This is a genomic window from Cellulomonas sp. Y8, from assembly GCF_008033115.1.
Classification (GTDB): domain Bacteria; phylum Actinomycetota; class Actinomycetes; order Actinomycetales; family Cellulomonadaceae; genus Cellulomonas.
Map to the genome: position 1 here is coordinate 1,974,778 of NZ_CP041203.1, position 24,615 is coordinate 1,999,392.

At 76.5% G+C, this 24,615-nt stretch carries 20 protein-coding genes; 11 read left to right on the forward strand and 9 right to left on the reverse strand.

Annotated features, from left to right (window positions below):
- Positions 1-1,161 precede the first annotated feature (1,161 nt).
- Positions 1,162-2,934, forward strand: a complete 1,773-nt coding sequence (locus FKM96_RS08955; RefSeq protein WP_147794935.1) for a pyruvate dehydrogenase — start codon at positions 1,162-1,164, stop codon at positions 2,932-2,934.
- A gap of 19 nt (positions 2,935-2,953) precedes the next feature.
- Here the strand turns inward: FKM96_RS08955 and FKM96_RS08960 are convergent, their stop codons facing one another.
- Positions 2,954-3,646 (reverse strand): FadR/GntR family transcriptional regulator, encoded by a 693-nt coding sequence (locus FKM96_RS08960; RefSeq protein WP_246855275.1) that lies wholly within the window; start codon positions 3,644-3,646, stop codon positions 2,954-2,956.
- 238 nt (positions 3,647-3,884) lie between these two features.
- On the opposite strand from FKM96_RS08960, the gene FKM96_RS08965 reads away from it, so the two are divergent.
- The 3 genes from FKM96_RS08965 (at position 3,885) to FKM96_RS08975 (ending at position 7,241) form a co-directional block, all read left to right on the forward strand.
- A complete protein-coding gene (locus tag FKM96_RS08965; protein WP_147794936.1) occupies positions 3,885-4,445 on the forward strand; it encodes a gluconokinase in 561 nt (186 codons plus the stop codon).
- Positions 4,445-5,848 carry a GntP family permease gene (locus tag FKM96_RS08970; protein ID WP_147794937.1) on the forward strand — a complete coding sequence of 468 codons (1,404 nt, stop codon included), beginning with the start codon at positions 4,445-4,447 and terminating at the stop codon, positions 5,846-5,848. Before FKM96_RS08965 ends, FKM96_RS08970 begins: the two co-directional genes overlap by 1 nt.
- 124 nt (positions 5,849-5,972) lie before the next feature.
- The gene (locus FKM96_RS08975) at positions 5,973-7,241 is read left to right on the forward strand and encodes a DUF418 domain-containing protein (RefSeq protein WP_147794938.1); all 1,269 of its coding nucleotides are present in this window, start codon (positions 5,973-5,975) and stop codon (positions 7,239-7,241) included.
- Here FKM96_RS08975 and FKM96_RS08980 read toward each other — a convergent pair.
- Positions 7,238-8,893 (reverse strand): FAD-dependent oxidoreductase, encoded by a 1,656-nt coding sequence (locus FKM96_RS08980; protein WP_147794939.1) that lies wholly within the window; start codon positions 8,891-8,893, stop codon positions 7,238-7,240. The two genes, FKM96_RS08975 and FKM96_RS08980, sit on opposite strands and share 4 nt — an antisense overlap.
- Positions 8,894-8,916: 23 nt before the next feature.
- Complete coding sequence (locus FKM96_RS21490) at positions 8,917-9,249, reverse strand: YtxH domain-containing protein (RefSeq protein WP_246855276.1); 333 nt, start codon at positions 9,247-9,249, stop codon at positions 8,917-8,919.
- Between the two features lie 132 nt (positions 9,250-9,381).
- Here FKM96_RS21490 and FKM96_RS08990 point away from each other — a divergent pair, with 132 nt between their 5' ends.
- Genes FKM96_RS08990 through FKM96_RS09005 form a run of 4 tightly spaced genes read left to right on the forward strand, consistent with a single transcriptional unit; the run spans position 9,382 to position 12,940 of the window.
- Positions 9,382-10,791 (forward strand): APC family permease, encoded by a 1,410-nt coding sequence (locus FKM96_RS08990; RefSeq protein WP_147794940.1) that lies wholly within the window; start codon positions 9,382-9,384, stop codon positions 10,789-10,791.
- A 6-nt stretch (positions 10,792-10,797) separates the two neighbouring features.
- Complete coding sequence (locus FKM96_RS08995) at positions 10,798-11,538, forward strand: nucleotidyltransferase domain-containing protein (RefSeq protein WP_147794941.1); 741 nt, start codon at positions 10,798-10,800, stop codon at positions 11,536-11,538.
- A 49-nt stretch (positions 11,539-11,587) separates the two neighbouring features.
- Positions 11,588-12,406, forward strand: a complete 819-nt coding sequence (ppk2, locus tag FKM96_RS09000; protein WP_147794942.1) for a polyphosphate kinase 2 — start codon at positions 11,588-11,590, stop codon at positions 12,404-12,406.
- Between the two features lie 36 nt (positions 12,407-12,442).
- A complete protein-coding gene (locus FKM96_RS09005) occupies positions 12,443-12,940 on the forward strand; it encodes an N-acetyltransferase (protein ID WP_147794943.1) in 498 nt (165 codons plus the stop codon).
- Positions 12,941-13,040: 100 nt separating this feature from the next.
- Here FKM96_RS09005 and FKM96_RS09010 read toward each other — a convergent pair whose 3' ends face one another.
- Entirely contained in the window at positions 13,041-13,664 is a 624-nt protein-coding gene (locus FKM96_RS09010) for a sugar O-acetyltransferase (protein WP_210417399.1), read from the reverse strand.
- A 266-nt stretch (positions 13,665-13,930) separates the two neighbouring features.
- Here FKM96_RS09010 and FKM96_RS09015 point away from each other — a divergent pair, with 266 nt between their 5' ends.
- The 3 genes from FKM96_RS09015 to FKM96_RS09025 all read left to right on the forward strand — a co-directional run bounded on the left by FKM96_RS09015 (position 13,931) and on the right by FKM96_RS09025 (position 17,639).
- Positions 13,931-14,293 (forward strand): ATP-binding protein, encoded by a 363-nt coding sequence (locus tag FKM96_RS09015; protein ID WP_210417400.1) that lies wholly within the window; start codon positions 13,931-13,933, stop codon positions 14,291-14,293.
- Positions 14,294-14,490: 197 nt separating this feature from the next.
- Positions 14,491-16,926, forward strand: a complete 2,436-nt coding sequence (locus FKM96_RS21940; protein ID WP_147794944.1) for a glycosyl hydrolase 53 family protein — start codon at positions 14,491-14,493, stop codon at positions 16,924-16,926.
- 230 nt (positions 16,927-17,156) lie between these two features.
- Positions 17,157-17,639, forward strand: coding sequence for a hypothetical protein (locus FKM96_RS09025; protein ID WP_147794945.1), 483 nt, complete (start codon positions 17,157-17,159; stop codon positions 17,637-17,639).
- Positions 17,640-17,674: 35 nt separating this feature from the next.
- Here the strand turns inward: FKM96_RS09025 and FKM96_RS09030 are convergent, their stop codons facing one another.
- From FKM96_RS09030 to FKM96_RS09050, 5 genes are all read right to left on the reverse strand, one after another.
- Complete coding sequence (locus FKM96_RS09030) at positions 17,675-19,321, reverse strand: ABC-F family ATP-binding cassette domain-containing protein (protein WP_147794946.1); 1,647 nt, start codon at positions 19,319-19,321, stop codon at positions 17,675-17,677.
- A 124-nt stretch (positions 19,322-19,445) separates the two neighbouring features.
- Entirely contained in the window at positions 19,446-19,814 is a 369-nt protein-coding gene (locus FKM96_RS09035; protein ID WP_147794947.1) for a DUF3817 domain-containing protein, read from the reverse strand.
- The gene (locus FKM96_RS09040) at positions 19,811-22,588 is read right to left on the reverse strand and encodes a multicopper oxidase domain-containing protein (protein ID WP_246855277.1); all 2,778 of its coding nucleotides are present in this window, start codon (positions 22,586-22,588) and stop codon (positions 19,811-19,813) included. Before FKM96_RS09040 ends, FKM96_RS09035 begins: the two co-directional genes overlap by 4 nt.
- A complete protein-coding gene (locus tag FKM96_RS09045) occupies positions 22,585-23,733 on the reverse strand; it encodes a hypothetical protein (protein ID WP_246855278.1) in 1,149 nt (382 codons plus the stop codon). The genes FKM96_RS09040 and FKM96_RS09045 overlap by 4 nt, the downstream gene beginning before the upstream one ends.
- A 14-nt stretch (positions 23,734-23,747) precedes the next feature.
- Positions 23,748-24,572 carry a metalloregulator ArsR/SmtB family transcription factor gene (locus tag FKM96_RS09050; RefSeq protein ID WP_147794948.1) on the reverse strand — a complete coding sequence of 275 codons (825 nt, stop codon included), beginning with the start codon at positions 24,570-24,572 and terminating at the stop codon, positions 23,748-23,750.
- Positions 24,573-24,615: the final 43 nt, after the last annotated feature.

Sequence of the window (24,615 nt, forward strand, 5' to 3'; positions counted from 1 at the left end):
CAGCCCGAGGCCGACGGCGAGCAGCAGCGACGCGAGGGCGAGCCACCGGACCGGTCCGTCGGCGAGGAGGGCGATCATCCAGGCGTCGACGACCGCGAGCGCCGCGACCAGCCCACCGACCGCCTCCGCCGACGACCCCAGCCCGCTCCTGCGCAGCGCGAGCGTGCCCGCGACGGCGGCGGCCGTGGCGACGAGCATCACGGCGACGCGCGGGCCCGGGGCGTCGGCGAGGAAGAAGAACGCGAACACGAGCGCCGCCGCGGCGACGAGGCCGGCGCCCGCGAGCACGAACAGCCGGGCGACGTCGAAGGGCCGCTCGGGCGGCACCGGGGCGCCGGGCGCGGGCGGGAACGGCGCACCCGCGCCGGGCGGGACGGCATCGCCGGGGCGAGCGGGTCCGACCGGACCGACCGGACCGACGGGACCGCGCGGCGGCAGGCCGACCGCCGGCGCCGACCCGGGCCGGGGCGACGCGGGCGGGCGCGGCCCGCTCGGCGCGACGGGGGCGCCCTGGGCGAGCCCCCACGTCGCCGGAGCCACCGGACCGGGGCCGGCGGGACGCTCGTGCCCGGGGCGCCACGTCGTCGGCCGGGCGAACCCGGGGTCGACCGGAGCGGCGGCCGGCGCCTCTGCCGCGGTCGGCCGCGCCCCTGGCGCCCCGGGCCGCGGTGCGCCGGCGTGCGCGCCCTGCCGCGCCCCGGCCCCTGCGCCCTGCCGCGACCGCGCCGCGTCGATGACGTCCCGACGCGCGTCGAGCGCCCGGGCGGCGGCACGCGACGCGTCCGCGATGCGCACGCCGTCGTCGCCGGCCATCTCCAGCCCGCACCGCCCGCACCGCGTCGCCGCGAGCGGGGCACCGCAGGCGGCGCACCGCGTGAAGTCGAGCAGCTGGCGCCGCAGCGCGTCGAGGGGGGTCGGTTCCACGAGCCGAGCGTGCCAGGTCGGGGGGCCACGGGGCGGCTCGTCCACAGTTCCTACCCAGGGTTTCACCACGTCGGACGCCCGCGACGGCCCGCGACCCCCGCCCGTTCGACGTGCCGACGGACCGCGTCCGCGACAGGGTGGAGCCGTCCCCCGTGACCGACGAGACACCGCCCCCGGGTGGCACGCGGGCAAGTCATGGGATGAATATGGCCTGACGACAACGACAGGAGTGATCCCGTGGCGCGCAGCAGCACGGTGGCCGACCAGCTCGTCGCCCAGGTGGTGGCGGCCGGGGCCAAGCACATCTACGGCATCGTCGGCGACAGCCTGAACCCGGTGGTGGACGCGGTCCGCCGCGCGCGGGCCGCGGGCGAGGACATCCAGTGGGTGCACGTCCGGCACGAGGAGGCCGCCGCGTTCGCCGCGGCCGCTGAGGCGGAGATCACCGGCGACCTCGCCGTCTGCGCCGGCTCCTGCGGCCCGGGCAACCTGCACCTCATCAACGGCCTGTACGACGCGAACCGCAGCCGGGTCCCCGTCCTCGCGATCGCGTCGCACATCCCGAGCGCGCAGATCGGCACCCAGTACTTCCAGGAGACGCACCCGGACCGGCTGTTCGTCGAGTGCTCGGTGTTCTCCGAGATGATCTCGTCCGCCGCGCAGGCGCCGCGGGTCATCCGCAGCGCGATCCACCACGCCTACGGCGCCCCGGGCGTCGCCGTGCTGACGCTCCCCGGCGACGTCGCGGACCTCGAGGCACCGCCCGCCGGCACCGACACCCTGGCCCGCCCGCGCAAGCCGCGCGTCGTCCCCGCCGAGGCCGACGTCGCCGCGCTGGCCGCCGCGATCGACGGCGCCAAGAAGGTCACGATCCTGGCCGGCGCGGGCGTCCGCGGGGCGCACGACGACGTCCTCGCCCTGGCCGACAAGATCGCCGCGCCCGTCGGGCACAGCCTGCGCGGCAAGGAGCACATCCAGTACGACAACCCGTTCGACGTCGGGATGACCGGCCTGCTCGGGTACGGCGCGCTCCAGGCGTCGATGGACGAGGCCGACCTGCTGATCCTGCTCGGCACCGACTTCCCGTACGACCAGTTCCTCCCCTCCGACGTCCGCACCGTCCAGGTCGACATCGAGCCGACCCGCCTCGGCCGCCGGACCCGGAACGACCTGGCGGTCGTCGGCGACGTGGGCGAGACCGTGCGCGCGCTGCTGCCGCTCGTCGAGCGGAAGAAGTCCCGCCGGTTCCTCGACCAGATGGTCAAGAAGCACGAGAAGGCGATGGGCGGGGTCGTCGGCGCCTACACCAAGGACGTCGAGCACCACCGCCCGATCCACCCCGAGTACGCCGCGGTCGTCCTCGACGAGGAGGCCGCCGACGACGCCGTGTTCACGGTCGACACCGGCATGGGCAACGTCTGGGCCGCGCGGTACCTCACGCCGAACGGCCGCCGCCGGGTCATCGGGTCGTTCCTGCACGGGTCGATGGCCAACGCGGTGCCGCACGCGATCGGCGCGGCGCTGGCCGCCCGGGACTCCGGCGCCGAGCAGAAGCACGTCGTGGCGATCGCGGGCGACGGCGGCCTGTCGATGCTGCTCGGCGAGCTCATCACCCTCGTGCACTACGACCTGCCGGTGAAGGTGATCCTGTTCGACAACGCGACGCTCGGCATGGTCCGGCTGGAGATGCTGGTCGACGGCCTGCCGAGCTACGGCACCGACTCCCCGGCGATCGACTACGCGGCGCTGGGTACCGCGCTCGGCATCCCGTCGGTGCGCGTCGAGGACCCGACCCAGATCCGGGCGGCGCTGCGCCAGGCGTTCGCGCACGACGGCCCGGCGCTGGTCGACCTGGTCACGGACCCGCGCGCGCTGTCGATCCCGCCGAAGATCACCCGCCAGCAGGTCAGCGGGTTCACGGCGGCGATGAGCAAGGAGATCCTCGGCGGCGGCATGGGCGAGGTCATGGCGATGGCCCGCTCGAACCTCCGCAACGTCCCGCGCCCCTGACCCTGCGCCGAGATCGTGGTCAGTGCAGGTCGCCGAGGGCGGCGCGGATCTCGCTCGTGATGACGGTCATCGCGCGCTCGGCGGCCTCGGGGTCGCGGCGGCGGACCGCCTCGGCCACGGCGGCGTGCGCGTCGAGCGCCTCCGCGCGCGGGCGGGAGGGCATGAGGCCGTGCCGGGTCCGACCCGCGAGGACCTCGGCGACCACCCCGGTGAGCGCGCCGAACATCTCGTTGCGCCCGGCGCGCAGCAGCAGCGCGTGGAACCGCTGGTCGACCTCGAGGAACTCGTCCAGCCGGCCGGCCTCGCCGAGCTCGCGGAGCCGCGCCATCAGGGCCAGCAGCTCGTCGACCTCCTCGGGGGAGGCGTGCCGGGCGGCGGCCGCCGCGGCGACGGGCTCGACGGCCGCGCGCAGCTCCGTGAGCGAGCGCAGCTGACCCAACCTCCCGGGGCCGGCGAGCCGCCACCGGATCACGCGCGGGTCGAACACCATCCAGTCGGACGACGGCCGCACGACCAGCCCCACCCGGCGCCGCGACGTCAGCAGCCCGAGCTGCTCGAGCGAGCGCATCGTCTCCCGCGCCACGGTCCGGGACACCCCGAACCGCTGCTGCAGCTGCTCCAGCGTCAGCACCGTGCCGGCGGGCAGCAACCCGCCGGTGATCTCCGCGCCGATCGCCTCCAGCACCGTGCTGTGCAGCACCTCGACCGCCAACGTGCTCTCCTCCTGCCACCCACGGGGGCGTCCCCTCGACGCGCGACCCCCGGTCGGCCGTGCCAGGGTCGCACACGGGTCGGGAGCGGCCTCGCTGCTCGCCCCGCGTTCACACAGGTGTGATCTTTGGGTTTCAAAGGTCGCATCTTTATGGCACAGTGTCCACACCCTCGGGGCGGCCCCGGGGGTTGCCGGACGCAGCACCGCCGCCCGGACGACGACGTCAAGGAGGACAGGTATGCCGGAGGTCCAGCACCTCGTGATCATGGGTGTCTCGGGGTCGGGGAAGACCACGACCGCGCAGATCCTCGCCGACCGTCTCGCCTGGCCGTACGCCGAGGCCGACGAGTTCCACCCCCAGGCCAACATCGACAAGATGTCCGCGGGCACCCCGCTGACCGACGAGGACCGCTGGCCGTGGCTGCGCGCCATGCGGGACTGGCTCACCGAGCAGTCCCGCGCCGGCCGGTCGACCATCGTCACCTGCTCCGCGCTGCGCGTCGCCTACCGCGACGTGCTGCGCGAGGCCGAGGGCCGCGTCCGGTTCGTGCACCTGCAGGGCACGATCGAGGCGATCGGCGAGCGGATGTCCGGCCGTGCCGGGCACTTCATGCCGACCTCCCTGCTGCCCTCGCAGTTCCAGACCCTCGAGCCGCTCACCGACGCCGAGGACGGCGTGCACGTGCCGGTCGAGGTCTCCCCCCAGTCCGTCGCCGACGCCGCCCTGCGCGAGCTCGGCATCGACCCCGCCACCGCACGCGCCGACGCGGCGCCGGCGACCTCCCCCCAGGAGTCCTGATGCTCTCCCTCCCGTCCGCAGCACCGCTGCTGCTGGCCGCCGCGGCCGAGGACGCGGCGCCCGCCGTCTCCGACACCCGGCTGATCGTCGCCGCCGTCGTCGGCATCGCGGTGATCGTCGCGCTGATCGTCTGGGTGAAGCTGCACCCGTTCCTCGCGCTCATGCTCGGCGCCGGCGTGCTCGCCGTGGCCGCCGGCCTGCCCTACGTCGACGCCTTCACCTCGTTCACGAAGGGGCTCGGCGAGACCGTCGCCGGCGTCGGCATCCTCATCGCCCTCGGCGCGATCATCGGCAAGATGCTGATCGACTCCGGAGGGGCCGACCAGATCGTCGACTCGATCCTCGCGCGGACGCCGGTCCAGCGGCTCCCGTGGGCGATGGCGTTCGCCGCGTTCATCATCGGCATCCCGCTGTTCTTCGAGGTCGGCGTCGTCCTGCTGATCCCGGTCGTCATGCTCGTCGCGCGCCGGTCCAAGGTGTCGATGATCGTCGTCGGCATCCCGGCCCTCGCCGGCCTGTCCGCGCTGCACGGCCTGGTGCCGCCGCACCCCGGCCCGCTGATCGCGATCGACGCCCTCGGCGCGGACCTCGGCCTGACCCTCGGCCTCGGACTGCTGGTCGCGATCCCGACCGTCGCGGTCGCCGGCCCGCTGCTCGCCAAGCCGATGGCCCGCTGGGTCCCGCTCGACCCGCCGACCGAGATCCTCGGCGGCTCGGAGCGCGCGGACGACGCCCGCCGCCCGTCGTTCGCCACCGCGCTGACCGTCGTGCTGCTGCCGGTCGTCCTCATGCTGGCCCGCACCCTCGCCGAGACCGTCGGGTTCGAGGACTCCGGGTTCGGCCAGGTGCTCGACTTCGTGGGCACCCCCCTGGTCGCGCTGCTCATCACCGCGCTGGTGTCGCTGGTCCTGCTCGGCACCCGCCAGGGCCGCGACCGCAGCATGGTCAGCAAGCTCGTCGACTCCTCGTTCGCCCCGATCGCGAGCATCCTGCTCATCGTCGGCGCGGGCGGCGGCTTCAAGCAGACCCTCGTCGACTCCGGCGTCGGCGACGTCATCGCCAAGGGCCTGGCGAACGCGCCGATCTCGCCGCTGCTCGCGGCGTGGCTGGTCGCCGTGCTGATCCGCGTCGCCACGGGCTCCGCGACCGTCGCCACCGTCACCGCGGCCGGCATCGTCGCGCCGCTGGCCGAGGGCCTCTCCCCGACGCACGTCGCGCTCATGGTGCTGGCGATCGGCGCCGGCTCGGTGTTCCTGAGCCACGTGAACGACGCCGGGTTCTGGCTGGTCAAGGAGTACTTCAAGATGACCGTCGGCCAGACGTTCAAGACCTGGTCGCTCATGGAGTGCGTCCTGTCGGTGACCGCCCTGGTGGTGGTCCTGCTCCTGAGCCTGGTCATCTAGCCTGGGGGTGCGCATTCCGCACGGCCCGGGGACGGCGAGGACGCCGACCCCGGGCCGCGCCACCTCAGCCGCGATCCAGCAGCCGCCGCCCCGCGCGGCAGCGCCCCGCGGTCGAGGAGGACCCGTGCCCAGCGCCAGCACTGCCGTTCCCGTCCCTGCAGGACCCGTCTCCGTCCGGCGCGGGATCGCCGACCGCTGGCGGGACCTCGGCCGACCACCCCGGCTGATCGGCCTGGACGTCGCCCGCGCGCTCGCCGTCGTCGGCATGGTCGCCGTGCACGTCGGCCGCGTGCCGGAGCTGACCTGGTCCCGGCCGGCCACCTGGGGCGGGATCTCCCACGGCCACTCCGCGCTCCTGTTCGCGTTCGTCGCCGGGATCTCCGTCGCCCTGTCGACCGGTCGACGCGACGTCCCGGCCGGTGACCGTCTCCGCACCGCGCGGCTCGCGCTCGTGGGCCGGGCGCTGGTGGTCCTCGCCATCGGGCTCGTGCTCGAGCTGCTCGGGTCGCCCGCCTCGGTGATCCTGCCCGTGTACGGCGTGCTGTTCGTCGCGCTGACCCCGGTCCTCGGCTGGACCCCGCGCCGGCTGGCGGTGGCGGCGGTGACGGTGGCCCTGGTCGGGCCCGCGCTGGTCACCGGGGCGACCACGCTCGCTCTCGGCGGGGCGGGCGGCCCCGGGATCAGCCTGCTCGTCGTCGGCGTGTACCAGGCGACGACGTGGTGGCCGCTGCTCCTCGCCGGCATGGCGCTCGGGCGCTGCGAGCTGGGCTCGCCCCGGTTCGCGGCGGGGCTGCTCGTCGGCGGCGTGCTGCTGGCCGTGCTCGGGCACGGTCTCGGCGCCGCGGTCGGCACCGGCGCCGTGAGCGCGGGCGAGGACCTCCCGGCGTCGGAGAGCTTCGCGATGGACGCGCAGGGACGCGTGGTCGGTGAGGACGGCGACGCCCAGGAGGAGTCGCCCGGCGCGCTGCCGAGCTATCGCGAGCGCCTCCTCGAGGACACCGACCTCGGCACCCTCACCGCAGCCGCCCTGTCCTCGGCGCCGCACTCCGGCGGCACTCTCGAGATCGTCGGCGGCGGTGGCGTCGCCGCGGCGGTGGTCGGCGCCTGCCTGCTCCTGGGGCGGCCGCTGCGGCCGGTGCTCGTCCCGCTCGCCGCCGTGGGCTCGATGCCCCTGACCTGCTACGCCGTGCACGTCGTCTCGCTCGCCGTGCTCATCGCACCGGGCGGCCTGCGGATGCCCCTGCTGGCCGACGACGGGAGACCCACCGGCCACGGGACCTTCCTGTGGTCGGTCGCCGTGGCGCTCGTGGGCTGCACCGCCTGGGCCCTGACGCTCGGGCGCGGGCCGCTGGAGCGGCTCACCGCCCGCGGGGCCCGCGCACTGGCCCGCTAGCCCGTACCGGGTCCGCCGGGGCCGGCGACGGACCCGGTACGGGCTCGGCCCAGCGGCTCGAGCGGCGTGGTCGCGGGGCCCTCCAGGGGCGCGCCGTCCGGGGCGAACCGGCTGCCGTGCAGCGGGCAGTCCCAGGACCGCTCGACCTCGTTCCAGGTCACGACGCCGCCGAGGTGCGTGCACACGCCGGACACCCGCCGGGTGACGCCGCCGACGGTGCACACCGCCTCCGGGCGCACCCCCGCGCGCTCGACACCGCCCTGCCCCTCCGGCGGGGCGGCGCGCGTCCCGGCCCCGGCGCGCGGGGCGGTCCAGCCGCCCGCGAGCCACCGCGCGACCGAGGCGTTCAGCCGCGCGGCGTCCCCGAGCCCGGTGAGCTCGTGCCGGCCCCACGGCCGCCAGGACTCCGCCCAGCGCGGGGCGCGGTCGTTGAGGATGTCCGCCGCCAGCACGAGCGCGGCGGCCACGGCGGTCGTCATGCCCCACTTCGCGTAGCCCGTGGCGACGTACAACCGCGGGTCGAGCGGCAGCAGCCGGCCCACCAGCGGCAGCCCGTCGGTCGTCGCGTAGTCCTGCGCCGACCACACGTGGGTCAGCTCGGCACCGGGGACGTGCGCCCGGGTCCAGTCGACGAGCGCGCGCACCGACTCCCCCGTCTTGGGCCGCCGGCCCACGGGGTGCCCCGCGCCGCCGACGAGCAGCAGGTCCGGCACCGCCGCGCCGACCGGGGTCGCGGAACCGCCCGGGACGGCCGGACCCCGCACCAGCCCCGCCCCCGCGAGGGCCGGCACGGAGCGCACCGACCGGGTGTCGGCGTCGACGGAGAGCGCCATGCTCGTCGGCGGCGGCTCCGGCACCCGGAACGCGCACAGGTACGACCGCAGGGCGTGCAGCCGCGCGAACGCCCCGCCGCGGTCGAGGATCGGCGTGCCCGTCGCCAGCACCACCGCGTCCGCGGCGACGTCACCCGCCGTGGTCCGCAGCACCGTGCGCCGGCTCAGCCCGCCGAGCTCGGCGCCGTGGTGCATCCCGAGCACCCGGACCCCCTCGGCGATCCGACCGCCGCGCCCGACGACGTCGGCGGCGAGGGCGCCCAGCACGTCCAACGGGTCGACCTGCGCCTGGTCCGCGAGGCCGATCGCGCCGGTCACCGGCAGCGGCAGGTCGGTGCGCCGCCGCCAGCCGACCGGCACCCCGGCGCGTCGGGCGGCCTCGAGCTCCGCCTCGACCCGGGCACGCCCCTCGGCGGTGGTCGCGAAGGTCAGGGCCTCGCGCCGCTGGTAGGGCACCCCGTGGTCGTCGAGGTAGCGCAGCAGCCAGTCCATGCCCTCGGCGCTGCCCTCGGCGTACGCGGCGACCACGCGGTCCTCGTGGCGCTCGGCCAGCGAGGCGAGCCGGTCGCCCTGCAGCAGGCTCACCTTCGCCGTGCTGCGCCCGGTGGTGCCCGCGCCGACCGCGCGGGCCTCGAGGACGAGGACCCGGCAGCCGGCGCGGGTCAGCAGCAGGGCCGTGGTCAGCCCGGTGAGCCCGGCGCCGACCACGACCACGTCGGCAGGCTCGTCGCCGGGGTGCGGCACCTCCCCCGGCGCGCGGTGGTGCGGGTGGGACGCGGGCTCGCGCCGGTCCCACCACAGCGACGTCCGGGCGACCACGACGCCCTCCCGCTCAGGGCCCGCTACGCCCCGGGCGGGGTGACCGGCGTGGTCGGGGTCGTCCCGGCCGGCGGGGTGGTCCGCGTCGCGCCGGTCGTCCCGGTCGCGTCGTCGTCGGACGTGCGCGACACGGCGCTCTTCACCGCGTCGACGGCCTTGTCCTTCAGCGCGGCGCCCTGGTCCTTCGCGAACCCGGTGGCCTTCGACTCGAGGTCGTCGACCGTCGACTGGACCCGCGGGTCGTGCCACGCGTCGGACGCCCAGCCCTTGATCTTCTCGAACTGCGCGCGACCCGCGCGGGTCCCGAGCACGTAGCCCACGCCCGCGCCGAGGACGAATGCCAGCTTGCCCTTCATGCCTGACCTCCCGAGATGTCCTGGTGGTCCGATCGAGCCTAGGGGCGGGGGTCGTCGCGCGCCCGGCGAGGCGCTCGCCGCGCGCGACCGCCCGCGCGGGAGCACAGTGTGCCGCGGAGGGGGTGGTGCCCCGTGGCGGAGTCCACGCAGGTGAGCCGGGACCAGCAGCCCGCGCTCAAGCGCTCGATCGGCCGGACCGTGCTGCTGCTGTTCGTCGTCGGGGACATCCTCGGCGCCGGGATCTACGCGCTCACCGGGACCGTCGCCGCCGAGGTCGGCGGGGCGATCTGGCTGCCGTTCCTGCTCGCGTTCGTGCTGGCCGCGCTCACCGCGACCGCCTACGCCGAGCTGGTCGCGCGGTACCCGCGGGCGGCCGGTGCCGCGCTGTACGCGAACCGCGCCTTCCGCCGGCCGTTCCTCACCTTCCTGGTCGCGTTCGCCGTGATGATGTCCGGCATCACCAGCGCGTCGGCCGCCGCCCGCGCGTTCGGCGGGGACTACCTCGCCGAGCTGCTGCCGTTCGGCGTGCCGACCGTGGTCGCCGCGTGGGTGTTCCTCGGGCTCATCACGCTCGTGAACGTCCTGGGCGTCTCGGAGTCGGTCCGGGTCAACGTCGTGCTCACGCTGATCGAGGCGACCGGGCTGCTGGTCATCATCGGCATCGGCGTGGTCGCGCTGGTCCGCGGCGAGGGCGACCCGGGTCGCGCGCTGGAGCTGAACACGGAGGGCGCCGCGTGGATGGGCGTCCTGGGCGGCGCGGCGCTGGCGTTCTACGCGCTGCTCGGGTTCGAGGACTCGGTCAACCTCGCGGAGGAGGCGAAGCACCCGCGGCGCGACTACCCGCGGGCGCTGTTCGGCGGGCTCGCGATCGCCGGCGCCATCTACCTGGCCGTGGCGTTCACCGCGTCGATGCTGGTGGAGACGGACGTGCTCGTCGGGTCGACGGGGCCGCTGCTCGAGGTGGTGAAGGTCGCCGGGCTGGTCTTCCCCGCGTGGCTGTTCGCGCTCATCGCGCTGCTGGCCGTGATGAACACCGCGCTGATCAACATGATGATGGCCTCGCGCCTGGTCTACGGGATGGCCCGGGAGCGGATCATCCCCGCCCTGTTCGGGCGGGTGCAGGCGCGGCGCCGGACCCCGGTGGTCGCGATCGCGTTCACCGTGGTGCTGGCCCTGACGCTCACCGCGACCGGCGACCTCGGGGACCTCGCGGACACCACCGTCCTGCTCCTGCTGCTGGTGTTCGCGGTGGTGAACGTGGCGGTGCTGGTGCTGCGCCGCCGCCCCGTCTCGGGCCCCGACGGCGACGACGACGAGCCCGAGCGGGTCGAGGGCGACTCCGCGCGGTCGTTCCGGGCCCCGACCTGGGCGCCGGTGGTCGGCGCGGTGGTGTCGCTGGTCCTGGCGTCCCCGCTGACCGGGCGGGAGGGGTCGGTGTACCTGCGGGCCGCGGTCCTGCTGGCGATCGGCGTGGTGCTGTACGTGGTGAACCGGCTGGTGGTGGGGAGGGTCGACGCGGACGACTCCGCGCTGGCAGGCTGACGACGCATGTCCGACGTGACGTTCCTCGACCGCGTCGCCGGCACCCTGGCAGCCCTGCCCGGGGTGGAGGCGGTGTCCCTGGGCGGTTCTCGCGCGCACGGCACCGCGCGGCCGGACAGCGACTGGGACCTCGCCGTGTACTACCGGGGCACGTTCGACCCGCAGCACCTCCGGGACGTCGGCTGGGACGGCCACGTGTTCGAGGTCGGGGGCTGGGGCGGCGGCGTCTTCAACGGCGGGGCGTGGCTGACCGTCGAGGGCCGGCGGGTCGACGTGCACTACCGGGACCTCGACGTCGTCGAGCGGGAGGTCGACCGGGCGGGGCGCGGGGAGTTCGACGTCGAGCCGCTGCTGTTCCACCTCGCCGGGTTCCCCACCTACGTCGTGGTCGCCGAGCTGGCCGGGCACCGGGTGCTGCGCGGCACGCTCCCCCGGCCCGGGTTCCCCGCGGCGCTGCGCCGGACCGCACCGGAGGTGTGGGGCGCGCGGGCCGACTTCACGCTCGACGGCGCCGAGCAGCACGCGCGCGCCGGGCGGGTCGCGCAGTGCGCGGGGCTGGTCGCCGTGGCCGTCACGCAGCGCGCGCACGCGGTGCTCGCGGGGCGCGGCGAGTGGGCCACCAACGAGAAGCGGCTGCTGGACCGGGCCGGGCTGCGCGGGGTCGACGACCTGGTGCTGGGGCTGGCGCCGGAGCCCGAGGCGCTGCTGGCCGCGGTGGCGGGGGCGCGGAGGCTGGGCGGGGGCTGACCCGCGGTGGGTCTCCCGCCCGGGCAGGTCAGGGGCGTACGGTCCGGGGATGACGACGCCGAAGGTGCCCAAGGACGTGTACGAGGCCGAGCTGTTCCGCCTGCAGTCCGAGCTCGTCACCCTCCAGGAGTGGGTGCGGTCGACGGGGACCCGGGTGGCCGTGGTCTTCGAGGGCCGGGACGCGGCCGGCAAGGGCGGCACGATCAAGCGGATCTCCGAGTACCTCAGCCCCCGCGTCGCGCGCATCGCCGCGCTGCCGGCGCCCACCGAGCGCGAGCGCACCGAGTGGTACTTCCAGCGGTACGCCGCGCACCTGCCCGCGGGCGGCGAGATCGTGCTGTTCGACCGGTCCTGGTACAACCGCGCGGGCGTCGAGAAGGTCATGGGGTTCTGCACCGACGAGGAGCACGCGCTGTTCCTCCGCCAGGCCCCGGTGTTCGAGCGGATGCTCATCGACGACGGCGTCCTGCTGCGCAAGTACTGGTTCTCGGTGTCGGACAAGGAGCAGCTCCGGCGGTTCCGGTCGCGGCTGGACGACCCGGTCCGGCGGTGGAAGCTGAGCCCGATGGACCTGGAGTCGATCGCCCGCTGGGAGGACTACTCCCGGGCGAAGGACGAGATGTTCGCGCACACCGACACCCCGGACAGCCCCTGGTACGTCGTGGAGTCCGACATCAAGCGGAACGCCCGGCTCAACATGATCGCCCACCTGCTCTCGACGATCCCGTACCGCGAGGTGAAGCAGCAGAAGGTGAAGCTGCCCAAGCGGCCGCCCGCCGACGACTACCAGCGGCCGCCGCGCGAGCTGTTCACCTCGGTGCCGGACCACGCGGCGCGCCTGGCGGGCGACCCGGAGGCGGACGCCTGACCCGCGCCGCCCGCGCCGGCGGTAGCGTCCCGCCCGATGACCACGACCCCGGCGACCCCGCCCGCCATCGCCCCCGACGACCCGCGCTCCGCCGACGTGCACGCCCTGCTCACCCGGCACCTGGAGCTCATGCACGCCCAGAGCGCCCCGGAGGACGTGCACGCCCTCGACGTGGCCGCGCTCACGGCGCCGCACGTCACGTTCGTGAGTGCCCGCGACGGGGCCGGCGGGGTGCTGCTGGGCGTGGGGGCGCTCGCCGAGATCGCCCCCGGGCACGGCGAGATCAAGTCCATGCACACCGCGGAGGCCGCCCGCCGCCGGGGGGTGGCGGGCTCGCTGCTCGCGCACCTGGTGGGCCTCGCGGTCGACCGGGGCTACGCGCGGGTCAGCCTGGAGACCGGCAGCGACGAGCACTTCGCCGCCGCCCGCGCGCTCTACACCCGCGCGGGCTTCGCGGAGTGCGAGCCGTTCGCCGCCTACGCCCCGAGCGCCGCCTCGACGTTCCTGACCCTCGACCTGGCCGCCGGGCGCTGATCGCGGCGCGGGCCTGCCGAGGTCGTCGGTTCCGCGCACGGGCGCGGCGTGTCGTGCCGCGTGTCGCGGCGCAACCGGCGACCTCGGCCGGGCCCCGGCCTCAGGCCAGGTCGCGCGGCGGGCGGTAGCGGAAGTCCCGGTCCGCGTCCGTGATCTCCCGGAGGACCCGCGCCGGGACGCCCCCGACGACGGTGCGCGGCGGCACGTTCCCCGTGACGACCGCGCCCGCGGCGACGACCGAGCCCTCGCCGACCGTCACGCCCGGCAGGATCGTCGCCCCGGCGCCGATCCACACGTCGTCCTCGATCCGCACCGGCGCCGAGAACTGCGTGCCGTCCCGGCGCAGGTCCGGGTGCACCGGGTGGCCGGTGGTGATGACGGTGACGTTCGGCGCGACCATGACCCGGCTGCCGACGTGCACCTCGACGTCGTCGACCAGCGTCAGGCCGACGTTCACGTACACGTCGTCGCCGAGGTGCACCCGGCTGCCGTACATGACGCGGAGCGGCGGCTCGACCCACACCCGCTCGCCCATCGAGCCGAACAGCTCCCGGAGGGTCTTATCCCGGCCCTGCACGTCCCGCGGGTGCGAGGCGTTGAACTCGTGCACGAGCTCCTTGCCGCGGGTGCGCTCCTCCTCGAGCCCCGCCAGCCCCGGCCCGTAGTCGGTGTACGGCTCGTGCGCGGCCATGCGGCGGCGCACCTCGCGCTCGCGGTCGTCCATCGCCACCCCTTCGTCGGCGTCGCCGCCCGCGTGCCGGGCGGCCCGCACCATCCTGCCGTGCGCCCGACCAGGGTCGGCGCGCTCCGGTGGCGGCACCGGGAAGGGCCACCTAACGTCTAGCACGGCCCCGACCCGCACCGACCATGGAGGACACCGTGGCGCACTCTCCTGACGAGGCGGCCGCGCGGCCGCAGGAGGATGCCGGCATCGTGACGTCGCGCCCTCCCGAGAGGTTCCGCCCCGTGCGGTCGTGGAGCCTGGACTCGGTGACCGACCTGGCGCGGGTGCGCCGCGAGCTGCTCGAGGAGATCACCGCCCCGCACGCGGCCCCGCAGGTCGTGCTCGGCCGGGTGCCGGAGAACATGGTCCTCGTCGCGTCGGAGCTCGCCACCAACGCCCTCCAGCACGGCCGCCCGCCGACGGTGCTGTCGCTGCTGGCGGACGACCTCGACTACCTCCTGGACGTCTGCGACGCGGACCTGGAGACCACGCCGGTGATCGCCGGCGAGCGGCCGTCCGGCGCCGGCGGCTTCGGCCTGCTGATCGCGCACCGGCTGTCGCAGGAGGTCGGCTGGTACACCACCGACGCGACCAAGCACGTCTGGGCGACCTTCCCCGCGCAGCGCTGACCCGGCGCCCCGGAGCGGCCCCACGGTGGCCGCCTCGGGGCGCTTTCGCGGTCCTCGACTGTGCACGGTCACAGCACGAGGATCGCTCTTGACGCAGTCGGTGCCCCACTTGTCGCACAGTCCTGGTCATCCCCGACTGTGATCGTTTACAGTCGCCGCACCCCGCGAACGACGACGATCACGGAGAGGGACCGCCCGTGCACGCACTCCCCCGAGGCACCGGACGGCTGGCGGCGCTCGCCGCCGCGGCCGTGCTGCTGACCACCGCCCCACCCGCCACCGCGGCCGCGCCCGACGACGGACCGGTCGACGCCGGCGTCGTCGTGACGAAGGTCGACGGCCTCGCCGAGGACTTCATCACCGGCGTGGACGTGTCGTCCGTGCTGTCCCAGGAGGCCAGCGGCGTCGTGTACCGCGACGCCGACGGCGTGCCGACCGACCTGTTCGAGGTGCTCGCCGACTCCGGCGTGAACTACGTGCGGGTCCGGGTCTGGAACGACCCGTACGACGCGCAGGGCCGGGGCTACGGCGGCGGCACCGTCGACGTGGCGCGCGCCGTCGAGATCGGCGAGCGCGCCACCGCGCACGGCCTGCGGGTGCTGGTCGACTTCCACTACTCCGACTTCTGGGCCGACCCGGCCAAGCAGCACGTGCCCAAGGCCTGGGAGGGGCTGTCCGTCGCCGACAAGGCGGTGGCGCTGCACGACTGGACCGCCGCCGCGCTCACCGAGTTCCGGGACGCGGGCGTGGACGTCGGCATGGTGCAGGTCGGCAACGAGACCAACAACGCGGTCGCCGGCGTCTCCGGCTGGGACGGCATGGCGCAGCTGTTCTCGGCGGGCAGCTCCGCGGTGCGCGCGGTGCTGCCGGACGCGCTGGTCGCGGTGCACCTCACCAACCCCGAGACGGCCGGCCGGTACGCCACCGCCGCCGCGGCGCTCGACTCCCGGGGCGTCGACTACGACGTGTTCGCGAGCTCGTACTACCCGTACTGGCACGGCACCCCGGGCAACCTCACGTCGGTGCTGAAGCAGGTCGCCGACGACTACGACAAGCAGGTCATGGTGGCCGAGACGTCGTGGGCACGGACGCTGGACGACGGCGACGGGCACCCGAACGTCATCACCGCCGACACGACCACCCACCAGTACCCGATCTCGGTGCAGGGCCAGGCCACGGCGGTGCGCGACGTCGTCGCGGCGGTGGCGGCGGTCGGCGACGCGGGCATCGGCGTCTTCTACTGGGAGCCGGCCTGGACCCCGGTCGGCCCGCCGTCGGCGCTCGACGCCAACAAGGCGCTGTGGGAGGCGCACGGCTCCGGCTGGGCCTCCTCGTACGCGGGCGAGTACGACCCCGACGACGCCGGGCAGTACTACGGCGGCTCCGCCTGGGACAACCAGGCGCTGTTCGCCGACGACGGCACCGCGCTCGAGTCGCTGCGGGTGTTCTCGTACGTCCGCACGGGCGCGACCGCGCCCCGGGCGGTGTCGTCCGTCGAGCAGGTGCGGGTCACGGTGACCGACGGCGCGCCGGTGGTCCTGCCGCCCACGGTCCAGGTCACGTACAACGACGGATCGGTCGAGGCCCAGGCGGTCACCTGGGACGCCACGGCGCTGGCGGCGGTCGACGGACCGGGGACGTACCCGGTGCCGGGCGTCACCGCCGAGGGCGTCGCCGCGGCCGCGACCGTCGTCGTCGAGGCCGTCAACCACGTGCGGAACCCCGGCTTCGAGGACGCCGACACGTCGATGTGGGCGCTGACGGGCTCCGGCGCGCAGATCACGGCGACCGGGGACGCCGCCGCGGGCGCGCGGGCGCTGTCGTTCTGGGACGCCGCCGCGTTCCGCTTCACCCTCACCCAGCAGGTCACCGGGCTCGAGCCCGGGGCGTACACGCTGACGGCGACCGGGCAGGGCGGTGGCACCTCGGCCGGCGACCAGCTGCTGCTCGGCGCCGCGACCGCCGCGGGCTCGACCTCCGCTCCGTTCGCGCTCACCGGCTGGAAGGCCTGGTCGACGCCCTCGGTGCCGGTCACGGTCGGGGCGGACGGGGCGGCGACCGTGTCGGTCACCGCGACGCTGTCCGGCGGGGCGTGGGGCACGGTCGACGAGGTGCGGCTGGTGCGGGACGCGCAGCAGCCGACGGACCCCGGGACGGACCCGGGCGACCCGGGGACCGACCCGGGGGCCGACCCGGGCACGCCCGGCACCGGGCCGGGCACCACGCCCTCGCCGGGCACGCCGACGGGCCCGACCGTCACCGTCAGCGACCGGACACTCCGCCCCGGCGACCCGGTCACGGTGACCGCGAGCGGTCTGACGGTCGGCGAGGTCGAGATCGGCGTCGCCAGCACCTACCGCGCCCTGGCCCGCGCCGCGGTCACGGACGGCTCGGTCACCGCGACGGTCACGCTGCCGACCGACCTGGCGCCGGGCGTGCACCACGTCCAGGTCCGGTCGCTCGACGGCGCGGTGCTCGCGCAGGTGCGGATCGTCGTCCTGGGCGACGGCTCGCTGGCGGCCACGGGCGCCGACCCGGCCGGAGCGGTGCTGCTGTCGGCGCTGCTGCTCGCGGCGGGCGGGGCCCTGGTGCTGGCGCGCCGGCACCGCGGCCGGGCCACCCGGGCCGCCTGACGGGATCCCCACCCGATTCTCGCGCCGTACCCCGCTCGATCGGGCGACAGCGTGAGGATCGGGTGGGGACCATGGCCGGAGCCTGTTCCGGGCCCGGACGGACGACGCGTCCCCGACGTCCCGCCGCAGGAGCCGCAGCGCCTGCCGAGGTCGGGGACGCCGCCGCACGCTCAGGGTCCGCACAGCGGGGACCGGAGCGGGGCACGGGATCGGGCGCGAGGGTCGTGCCCATGACCGAGAACCCGGACACCACCCGCCCGCCGGCCGAGGGGCCGCGGCCCCCCGCGCCCCCGGCGCCCGCCGGGGCGACGACCCCGACCGCGCCCACCCCGGCCCCGGCCGCCGCCGTGCCGGACGGGTACCCCGCCGCGCCGCCCGACCCGAGCGCGCCGCCTGCCCCACCCGCGCGGCCCCGGCGCCGGCTCGGCCGCCGCGCGGTCGCGTCGCTCGTGCTCGCGGGCGTGCTGCTCGTCGGCGGCGGGGGCGGCTTCGCGATCGGCCGGGCCACGGCGCCCGACCCGACGTTCCCCACCTTCGAGGGCGGCGGCCCCGGCGGCCAGGTGCCCGGCGGGGGCAGCGGCGAGATGCCGCAGCCGCCCTCGGACCGCCAGGACGACGGCTCCGGCAGCGGGTCCGACCAGGGCTCGGGCGGCGCCGACTCCGGTACGACCGACGACGGGTCGTCCGCCACCGACTCGGCCGCGACGACCTGACGCCGGCACCCGCGCCGGCCCGGACCGGCGGCCGGTCAGTCCGCCGTGACCTCCGTGACCCGCCCGTCCTCGACGTGCCACCGTCGCGTCAGCCGGACGCTGTCGAGCATCCGGCGGTCGTGGGTCACCAGCAGCACGGTGCCGTCGAACGACTCGAGCGCCTGCTCCAGCTGCTCGATCGCCGGGAGGTCGAGGTGGTTGGTCGGCTCGTCGAGGACCAGCAGGTTGACCCCGCGCGCCTGCAGCAGCGCGAGGGCCGCGCGGGTCCGCTCCCCCGGCGACAGCGACGCCGCGGGCCGGTGGACGTGGTGGCCGCCGAGGCCGAACTTGGCGAGCAGCGTCCGCACGTCGGCGGTCGTCCAGTCCGGGACCTCCCGGGAGAACGCGTCGGCGAGCGGGGCCTCGCCCTCGAACGCGGCGCGCGCCTGGTCGACCTCGCCCACCAGCACGCCCGAGCCGAGGTCGACCCGGCCCTCGTCGGGGGCGAGCCGGCCGAGCAGCAGCGCGAGCAGCGTCGTCTTGCCGGCGCCGTTCGGTCCGGTGACGGCCACCCGGTCCTGCCAGTCCAGCTGCACGTCGACCGGGCCGAGCGTGAACCCGCCCCGGTGGACGACCGCCGCCCGCGCCGCCGCGACCACGGCGCCGGACCGGGGCGCGGCGGCGATGCTCATCTGGAGCTGCCACTCCTTGCGCGGCTCCGCGACCACCTCCAGCCGCTCCATCAGCCGCTCGGTCTGCCGGGCCTTCGCCGCCTGCTTCTCCGAGGCGTCCGCCCGGAACTTCCGGCCGATCTTGTCGTTGTCGGAGGCCTTGCGCCGGGCGTTCTTCACGCCCTTGTCCATCCACGCGCGCTGCATCCGGGCGCGGGCGGACAGCGCGTCCCGGCGGGCGGCGTAGTCCTCGTAGGCCTCGCGGGCCTGGCGCCGCGCCGTCGACCGCTCCTCCAGGTACGCGTCGTACGAGCCGCCGTACACGGCCACCCGCTGCAGGCTGCGGTCGATCTCGACGACCGACGTGACCGTGCGGCTGAGGAACTCCCGGTCGTGGCTGACGACGACGACCGGCGCGGTCGACCGGTCGACGAAGTCCTCCAGCAGCGCCAGCCCCTCCAGGTCGAGGTCGTTGGTCGGCTCGTCCAGCAGGTACAGGTCGTACCGGGACAGCAGCAGGGCCGCCAGGCCGACGCGCGCCGCCTGGCCGCCGGACAGGGCGGTCATGGGCAGCTCCGGGTCCACGTCGAGGCCGAGGTCCGCGAGCACCGAGCCCGTGCGGGCCTCCAGGTCCGCGCCGCCGAGGCCCATCCAGCGCTCCAGCGCCTCGGCGAACTCGTCGTCCGCGCCGGGCTCGCCCGCGCCCAGCCGCTCGGCCGCCGCGTCCATCGCCGCCTGCGCGGGGCCGACGCCGGTGCGCCGCTCCAGGTGCGCCCGCACCGACTCGTCCGCGCGGCGCTCGATCTCCTGCGCGAGGTAGCCGAGCTGCGCCGTCGGCGGGGACACCGCGACCGCGCCGTCGTCGGGCGCGCGGCTTCCCGCGAGGATCCGCAGCAGGGTGGACTTCCCCGCGCCGTTGGGCCCGACGAGACCGACGACGTCACCCGGCGCCACCACCAGGTCGACGCCGGAGAACAGCTCGCGGTCGCCGAACGCGGCCCCCACGCCCTTGGCCTGCACGGTCGCGCTCATGGGTCCATTGTCGGGCCTCGGCCAGGCGGGCTCACGCGCTTTCCGCGCGCCAGAGCCCTGTCGATCGCCGCGTCACCACCCGATCGATCGGCGGGCAGCGCGACAACCGGGTGGGGACCGGGCGTCAGCGCTCCGCGGGCGTGCGCTCCGCGGGCGTGCGCTCCGCGGGCGTGCGCTCCGCGGGCGCCTCCAGCCGGCCCGTCCGGTGCAGCCAGCGCTCGGCGAGCAGCGTGAACATCGGCGGCACCGAGGCCGCGAGCGCCACCAGCGTCGGCCACCAGCCCCAGCGCAGCCGGATCCCGGCGACCACGGTCAGCGCCGCGTAGGCCAGGAACACCAGGCCGTGGGCCTGCCCGAACACCTGGACGCCGACCTCGGTCGTCTTCGTCACGTACTTGAGGACCATGCCGACGAGCAGCCCGGCCCAGGTCGCGGCCTCGAGGAACGCGGCGATCCGGAACGCCTGGGCGTCCGGGTGGGTGACTCGCTTCATGCGGCGGTGCTCCTGCGGCGGATCGTCGAGGCGGACCGCACGACGGTAACCCGGCGCGCGCCCCGCGACAGCCGGCGGGCCCCGGTCAGGGCGCCGCCGCCACCTCGAACACCCCGCGGGCCCCGCGCTCGGCGTCGGTCATGACGTGCGAGACGAACGGGTAGTGCCCCGCCTCGGGGAACGTGAGCTCCACGAAGCCGCCCTCCGCGGGCTGCAGCGCCAGCACCTGCGCGCCGCCGGTCCCGGTGCTGCCGCCGTCCCGCAGCGTGTAGTCGCCCTCCCGGAACACGGAGTCGAACTGCCCGCCGACGACGTGGAACGCACTCGCCCGGGACGGGCCGGTGTCGAGGACCCAGACCCGCACCCGCTCGCCGACGGCCGCCGGCAGCGGGTCGTGCCGGTACTGGTCGGCGACCCCGTTGAACACGACCAGGTCCGCGGCGCCGTCGAGGAGCTTCTGCTCGTCGGTCCCGCCCTGCGGCCCGAGGTACAGCTCGGACTGCACCAGCACGTACTGCCGGTCGACCTCGGGCAGCCCCCGCGGGCTCGATCACGACGGCGCCGACCATGCCGTTCGCGATGTGCAGGCTCATCGGCATCGTCGAGCAGTGGTACATCCAGATGCCCGACCGGGTCGCGGTGAACGTGTACGTCAGCGTCTCGCCGGGCGCGATGGTGCGCATGACGTCGTCGGGCGCGAGCGAGCCGGCGTGGAAGTCCACCGAGTGCCCGATGCTGCCGTCGTTCTCGAGCGTGACGACGAAGGTGTCGCCGACCCGGCCGTGCAGCACCGGCCCGGGCGCGGTGCCGCCGAACGTCCACACCGTCTGGACGACGCCCGGCGCGACCTCCTGCTCCCGCTCCTGCACGCGCAGCGTGACGCGGCGGGTCGTCGGGCCGGACTCCGCGAGGGGCGGCAGCACGGCGTCGCGGGCGCCGGCCGCGGTGCCCGCGGTGCCCGACAGGTCCACGTCCTCGGCCGCCGACGGCGCGCCGTCGCCCGTCGGCGTCCCGCCGTGGCCCATCGCGGTGTGGTCCGGCGCGCCGGCGCCGCCGTCGGCCTGCTCCGCCGCCCCGGCCCCGCCGGTGACCACCACGTCCAGCGTCATCCCCATCAGCCGGTGCCCGGCGACCGAGCACCACCCGTCCAGGTCGGCCCCGACCACGCCCGCGTCGACGTCCGCCGACTCGCCCGGGCCGAGCCGCCCGGAGGTGGCGCCGTTCGCGAGCACCAGGTCGTGCACCGCGGCGTCGGCGTTGGTCACCCGGATCACCAGGCGGTCGCCCGCGGGCACCTCGACCGTGTCGGGCACGAACCGCATGTCCTGCGCCTCCACCTCGACGGTCGTGGTGCGGCCGGTGGCGGCGACGGGCGCCCCGTCCGCCGCTGCGGCGGCGGCACCGGAGGTGAGCCCCGCCGCGGCCGGGTCGAGCCCGACACCGAGCACGACGACACCGAGCAGCCCCGCCACCGCCACGCCCGCGGCACCCCGGCGGCGCGCCCCCGCGACCGGGTCGGCCGGGCCGCCCGCGGCGTCGCGGCGGGCCGGTGCGGGCAGCGGCACCGCGCCCCGACCCGAGTCGGCGCGGAGCCGGCGGGCGGTGAGCACCGCCCGCGCCGCGAGCACCAGGAACGCCACCAGCGCGCCCAGGCCGACGACCGACACCCCGACGCGGACCAGGCTCGGTGCGGGCGCGAGGAACAGCGCGAGCGCGCCGTTGAGCAGCACGAACCGCGTCTCCGCGCCGCGGTTCAGCAGCGCCGACGTCTCCTTCGACACCGCGGGCCCGCCGCCGAGCACCACCGGCAGCAGCTGCGAGAGCGAGCCGACCAGCACCTGCGCGGCGAACCCCACCACCAGCGCGGGCGTCAGCGCCGACACCCCGGCCGCGGCCGCCTCCCACGACGGCGCGACGACGACCCGGACCCCGAGCACCGCCGCGGCCCCGGCCCACCACGCCACCGCGGCGGCGAGCGACAGCACCGCGAACGTCCCGGCCCGCGCCCCGCGCACCAGGCGCGCGAGCGGCACCGCGAGCAGCGCGATCCCGGCGACCACGACCGCGGCGCCGAGCCCGGCGGCGGCGGGCACGCCCGCGAGCGCCCCCGCGGCGAGCACGACCACCCCGGCCACCAGCACCGGCAGCGTCCGCCGGGCGGCGCGCTCCGCGGGGTCGTCGATCCGGACGTGCAGCACGGTCGGCCACAGCACGACGAGCGTGCCCGCCACCGTGACGCCGATCCAGCCGAGCACGGACAGCGCCACGTGCGCGACGGCGAGCCGGCCGTGCAGCTCCGGGCCGACCGGGAACCGCGCCATCAGCACCCCGCACGCGACGCCGGGCACGAGCAGCGCGCCGGCCGCGACGTAGTACCGCGCGAGGTGGCCGAACCGCGTCGGCAGCCCGCCGCGGCCCTGCCGGGCGATCCGCACCGCCTGGTCCGCGGCGACACCGGCGACCAGCGTCCCGCCGAGCACGACGACGGGGGTCCACCGCCCGACCACGCCCGCCACGACGAGCAGCGACCCGGCGGTGTGCACGGCCAGCCGGACCAGCAGCGCCCGCCGGGGTGCCGCCCGGCGGATCAGGGTGTCGGCGAAGTGCTGGCTCCAGACGAGGATCGCGGTGCTCGCCGCGCCGAGCAGCAGCAGGTGCACCATCAGCCAGCCGGACGCGGGCGCCCAGCGGTGCGCGAGCGCGACCACGGCCGCGGCGACGCCCCACGCGAGCACGAGGACGTGCGCGCGCAGGTGCCAGTCCGCGCGCCTCACGACGCCGCCCCCGCGGGCGTCGCGACGTTCGCAGCCGCAGGGGCCGGCCCGGCGGCGCGCTCCCGCGTCGCCGGGCCGAGGAGCACGCTCCCGGCCGCGAGCGCCAGGAACGACAGCAGCGCCACCACGTTCCCGACGCCACCGGCCCGGACGGCCCACGCCTGCCCGTGCGCGTCGCCCACCAGCAGCCGCAGCGCGAGCGTGACGTGCAGGAGCACCAGCGGTGCGTACATCACCGGCCGGTACGGCAGCGGCCGCCGCACCACGGCCGGCAGCACCACCGGGGCGTGCGCCATCAGCATCGACACCACGAAGCCGAGGAACACCGCGTGCAGCACCGCGTCGTACGCCGGCCCGGAGAGCACCCGCCCGGCGGCGAGCCAGATCGCGCCGGCGACCGCGAGCCACGCGTACCCGCCGAGCATCGCGACCGCCATGAACCGCGGCAGGCGGGCGCCCCGGACCGTCCGGCGCGCGACGTCGTGCCGCACGAGGACCGCGACCAGGACGAGCAGCACGGCGCCCAGCGCCACGTGGGCCGGCCCCGGCCAGAGCAGCCCGGCGACGGCGGCGACCCACCAGGCGACCGCGCAGCCCAGCACCGCGTCCTCCGCCCGACGCGGCAGGCCGCCGACCCGGCCGAGCTCGAGACGCTCGCCGGCGACGGTCAGGACCAGGAACCCGGCGAGCGCCGGCGCCAGGTGCGGCACCGCGACGCCGCGCGCCCACAGCCCGGCGGCGACGACCGCGAGCCCGGCCCCGAGCGCCTGCACCGCCAGCGCGGTCGACGGCTGCCGCCGCCACACCACGGCGTAGATCGCGCACAGCCCGACGGTCCCTCCGAGCAGTGCGACCGCGCCGGCGACGACCGGCGCCGGGCTGAGCAGCAGCAGCGCGCCCGCCGCGAGACAGGCGGGAGCGAGCAGGGCCCGGCGGCCGCCGACGGCCACGGCCCGCTCCAGCGCGACCACGGTGCCGACGAAGCCGAGCACCATCAGCGGTCCGTGCACCTGCTCCAGCCGGGCGGACCGCACCGGCGCCGGCAGGCCGAGCAGCAGCAGCGCGCCGTCCAGGCCCGCGAGCACCGCCACGCCGGCCGGCACGAGGACCGTGAGCCGCAGGCCGACGCGCGGAGGCTTATTCACGGAATGGAGCGTATTTATCCCGGGAGGGGTGCGGCCTCGGACGTAGGTCCCGGTGCGGGCTCGGCCTCCCCGAGCCGCAGCACGCAGTAGCCGGGCCCCGCGAACGGCACGATGCCCGCCGCCCGCACCGGCCCCCCGACCCGCGCGAGCACGCCGCGGGCCAGCCCGAGGTGGACACCGCAGACGACGTCGGTGCGCTCGTGCGCCAGGTCCAGCACCGGGCACCGCCGCAGCCGCACCTCGGCGCCGCGGAGCTCGGGGTCGAAGCCCAGGCGGGCGAAGTGCTCGTGCAGCGCGGCGAGCTGCCGGTCGCGCGCGTCCGCGGGGTCGGTCGGCCCGACGGGGTCGGCGGGCGGGGCGGGCGAGGCGGGCTCGGCCGGCGGGGCGACGACGACGGGCGAGGCGGGGTCGGCGGGGTCGGTGGCCGCTCCGCGGTCGGCGTGCGGGGTCGGCCCGAGGGCGACCAGCTCGGCCGCCAGCCCCTCCGCCGTCCGCTCGGCCTCCGCGCCGGGCTCGGCGATCGGCCGCCCGTACCCGGACAGCAGCACCCGGCTCAGCTGGTCGCGCAGCCACGGCTCCCCGTCCGGCGCCGCCGGTCCGCGCGCGGCGTACAGGGTCCGCGGCCGGCCCCGGGTCGCGCGCGCCTCGGCGGTCCGGGACGCCAGGCCCGCGGCGACCAGGACCTCCAGGTGCTCCCGGGTGGTGTTCACGTGCAGCCCGACCCGCTCGGCGACCCGCTCGACCGCCAGGGCCGCACCCTCGGCCCGGAGCACGGCGAGGATCGCCGTGCGGCTCGGGGAGGACAGGGCCCGGTGCCGGGTCGCGGCGTCGACGGTCACCCGGCCATCCTGCTCCCCTCCTGCCGCCCCGCGGGCCCCCGCG

What these genes read in the sequence shown, in the direction of transcription:
- FKM96_RS09025 (WP_147794945.1), top strand. Translation starts at nt 17,157, where the DNA reads ATGACCGAGAACCCGGACACCACCCGCCCGCCGGCCGAGGGGCCGCGG.
- FKM96_RS21490 (WP_246855276.1), bottom strand. Translation starts at nt 9,249, where the DNA reads ATGAAGGGCAAGCTGGCATTCGTCCTCGGCGCGGGCGTGGGCTACGTG.
- FKM96_RS08965 (WP_147794936.1), top strand. Translation starts at nt 3,885, where the DNA reads ATGCCGGAGGTCCAGCACCTCGTGATCATGGGTGTCTCGGGGTCGGGG.
- FKM96_RS09030 (WP_147794946.1), bottom strand. Translation starts at nt 19,321, where the DNA reads ATGAGCGCGACCGTGCAGGCCAAGGGCGTGGGGGCCGCGTTCGGCGAC.
- ppk2 (WP_147794942.1), top strand. Translation starts at nt 11,588, where the DNA reads ATGACGACGCCGAAGGTGCCCAAGGACGTGTACGAGGCCGAGCTGTTC.
- FKM96_RS08970 (WP_147794937.1), top strand. Translation starts at nt 4,445, where the DNA reads ATGCTCTCCCTCCCGTCCGCAGCACCGCTGCTGCTGGCCGCCGCGGCC.
- FKM96_RS08995 (WP_147794941.1), top strand. Translation starts at nt 10,798, where the DNA reads ATGTCCGACGTGACGTTCCTCGACCGCGTCGCCGGCACCCTGGCAGCC.
- FKM96_RS09005 (WP_147794943.1), top strand. Translation starts at nt 12,443, where the DNA reads ATGACCACGACCCCGGCGACCCCGCCCGCCATCGCCCCCGACGACCCG.
- FKM96_RS09035 (WP_147794947.1), bottom strand. Translation starts at nt 19,814, where the DNA reads ATGAAGCGAGTCACCCACCCGGACGCCCAGGCGTTCCGGATCGCCGCG.
- FKM96_RS09010 (WP_210417399.1), bottom strand. Translation starts at nt 13,664, where the DNA reads ATGGACGACCGCGAGCGCGAGGTGCGCCGCCGCATGGCCGCGCACGAG.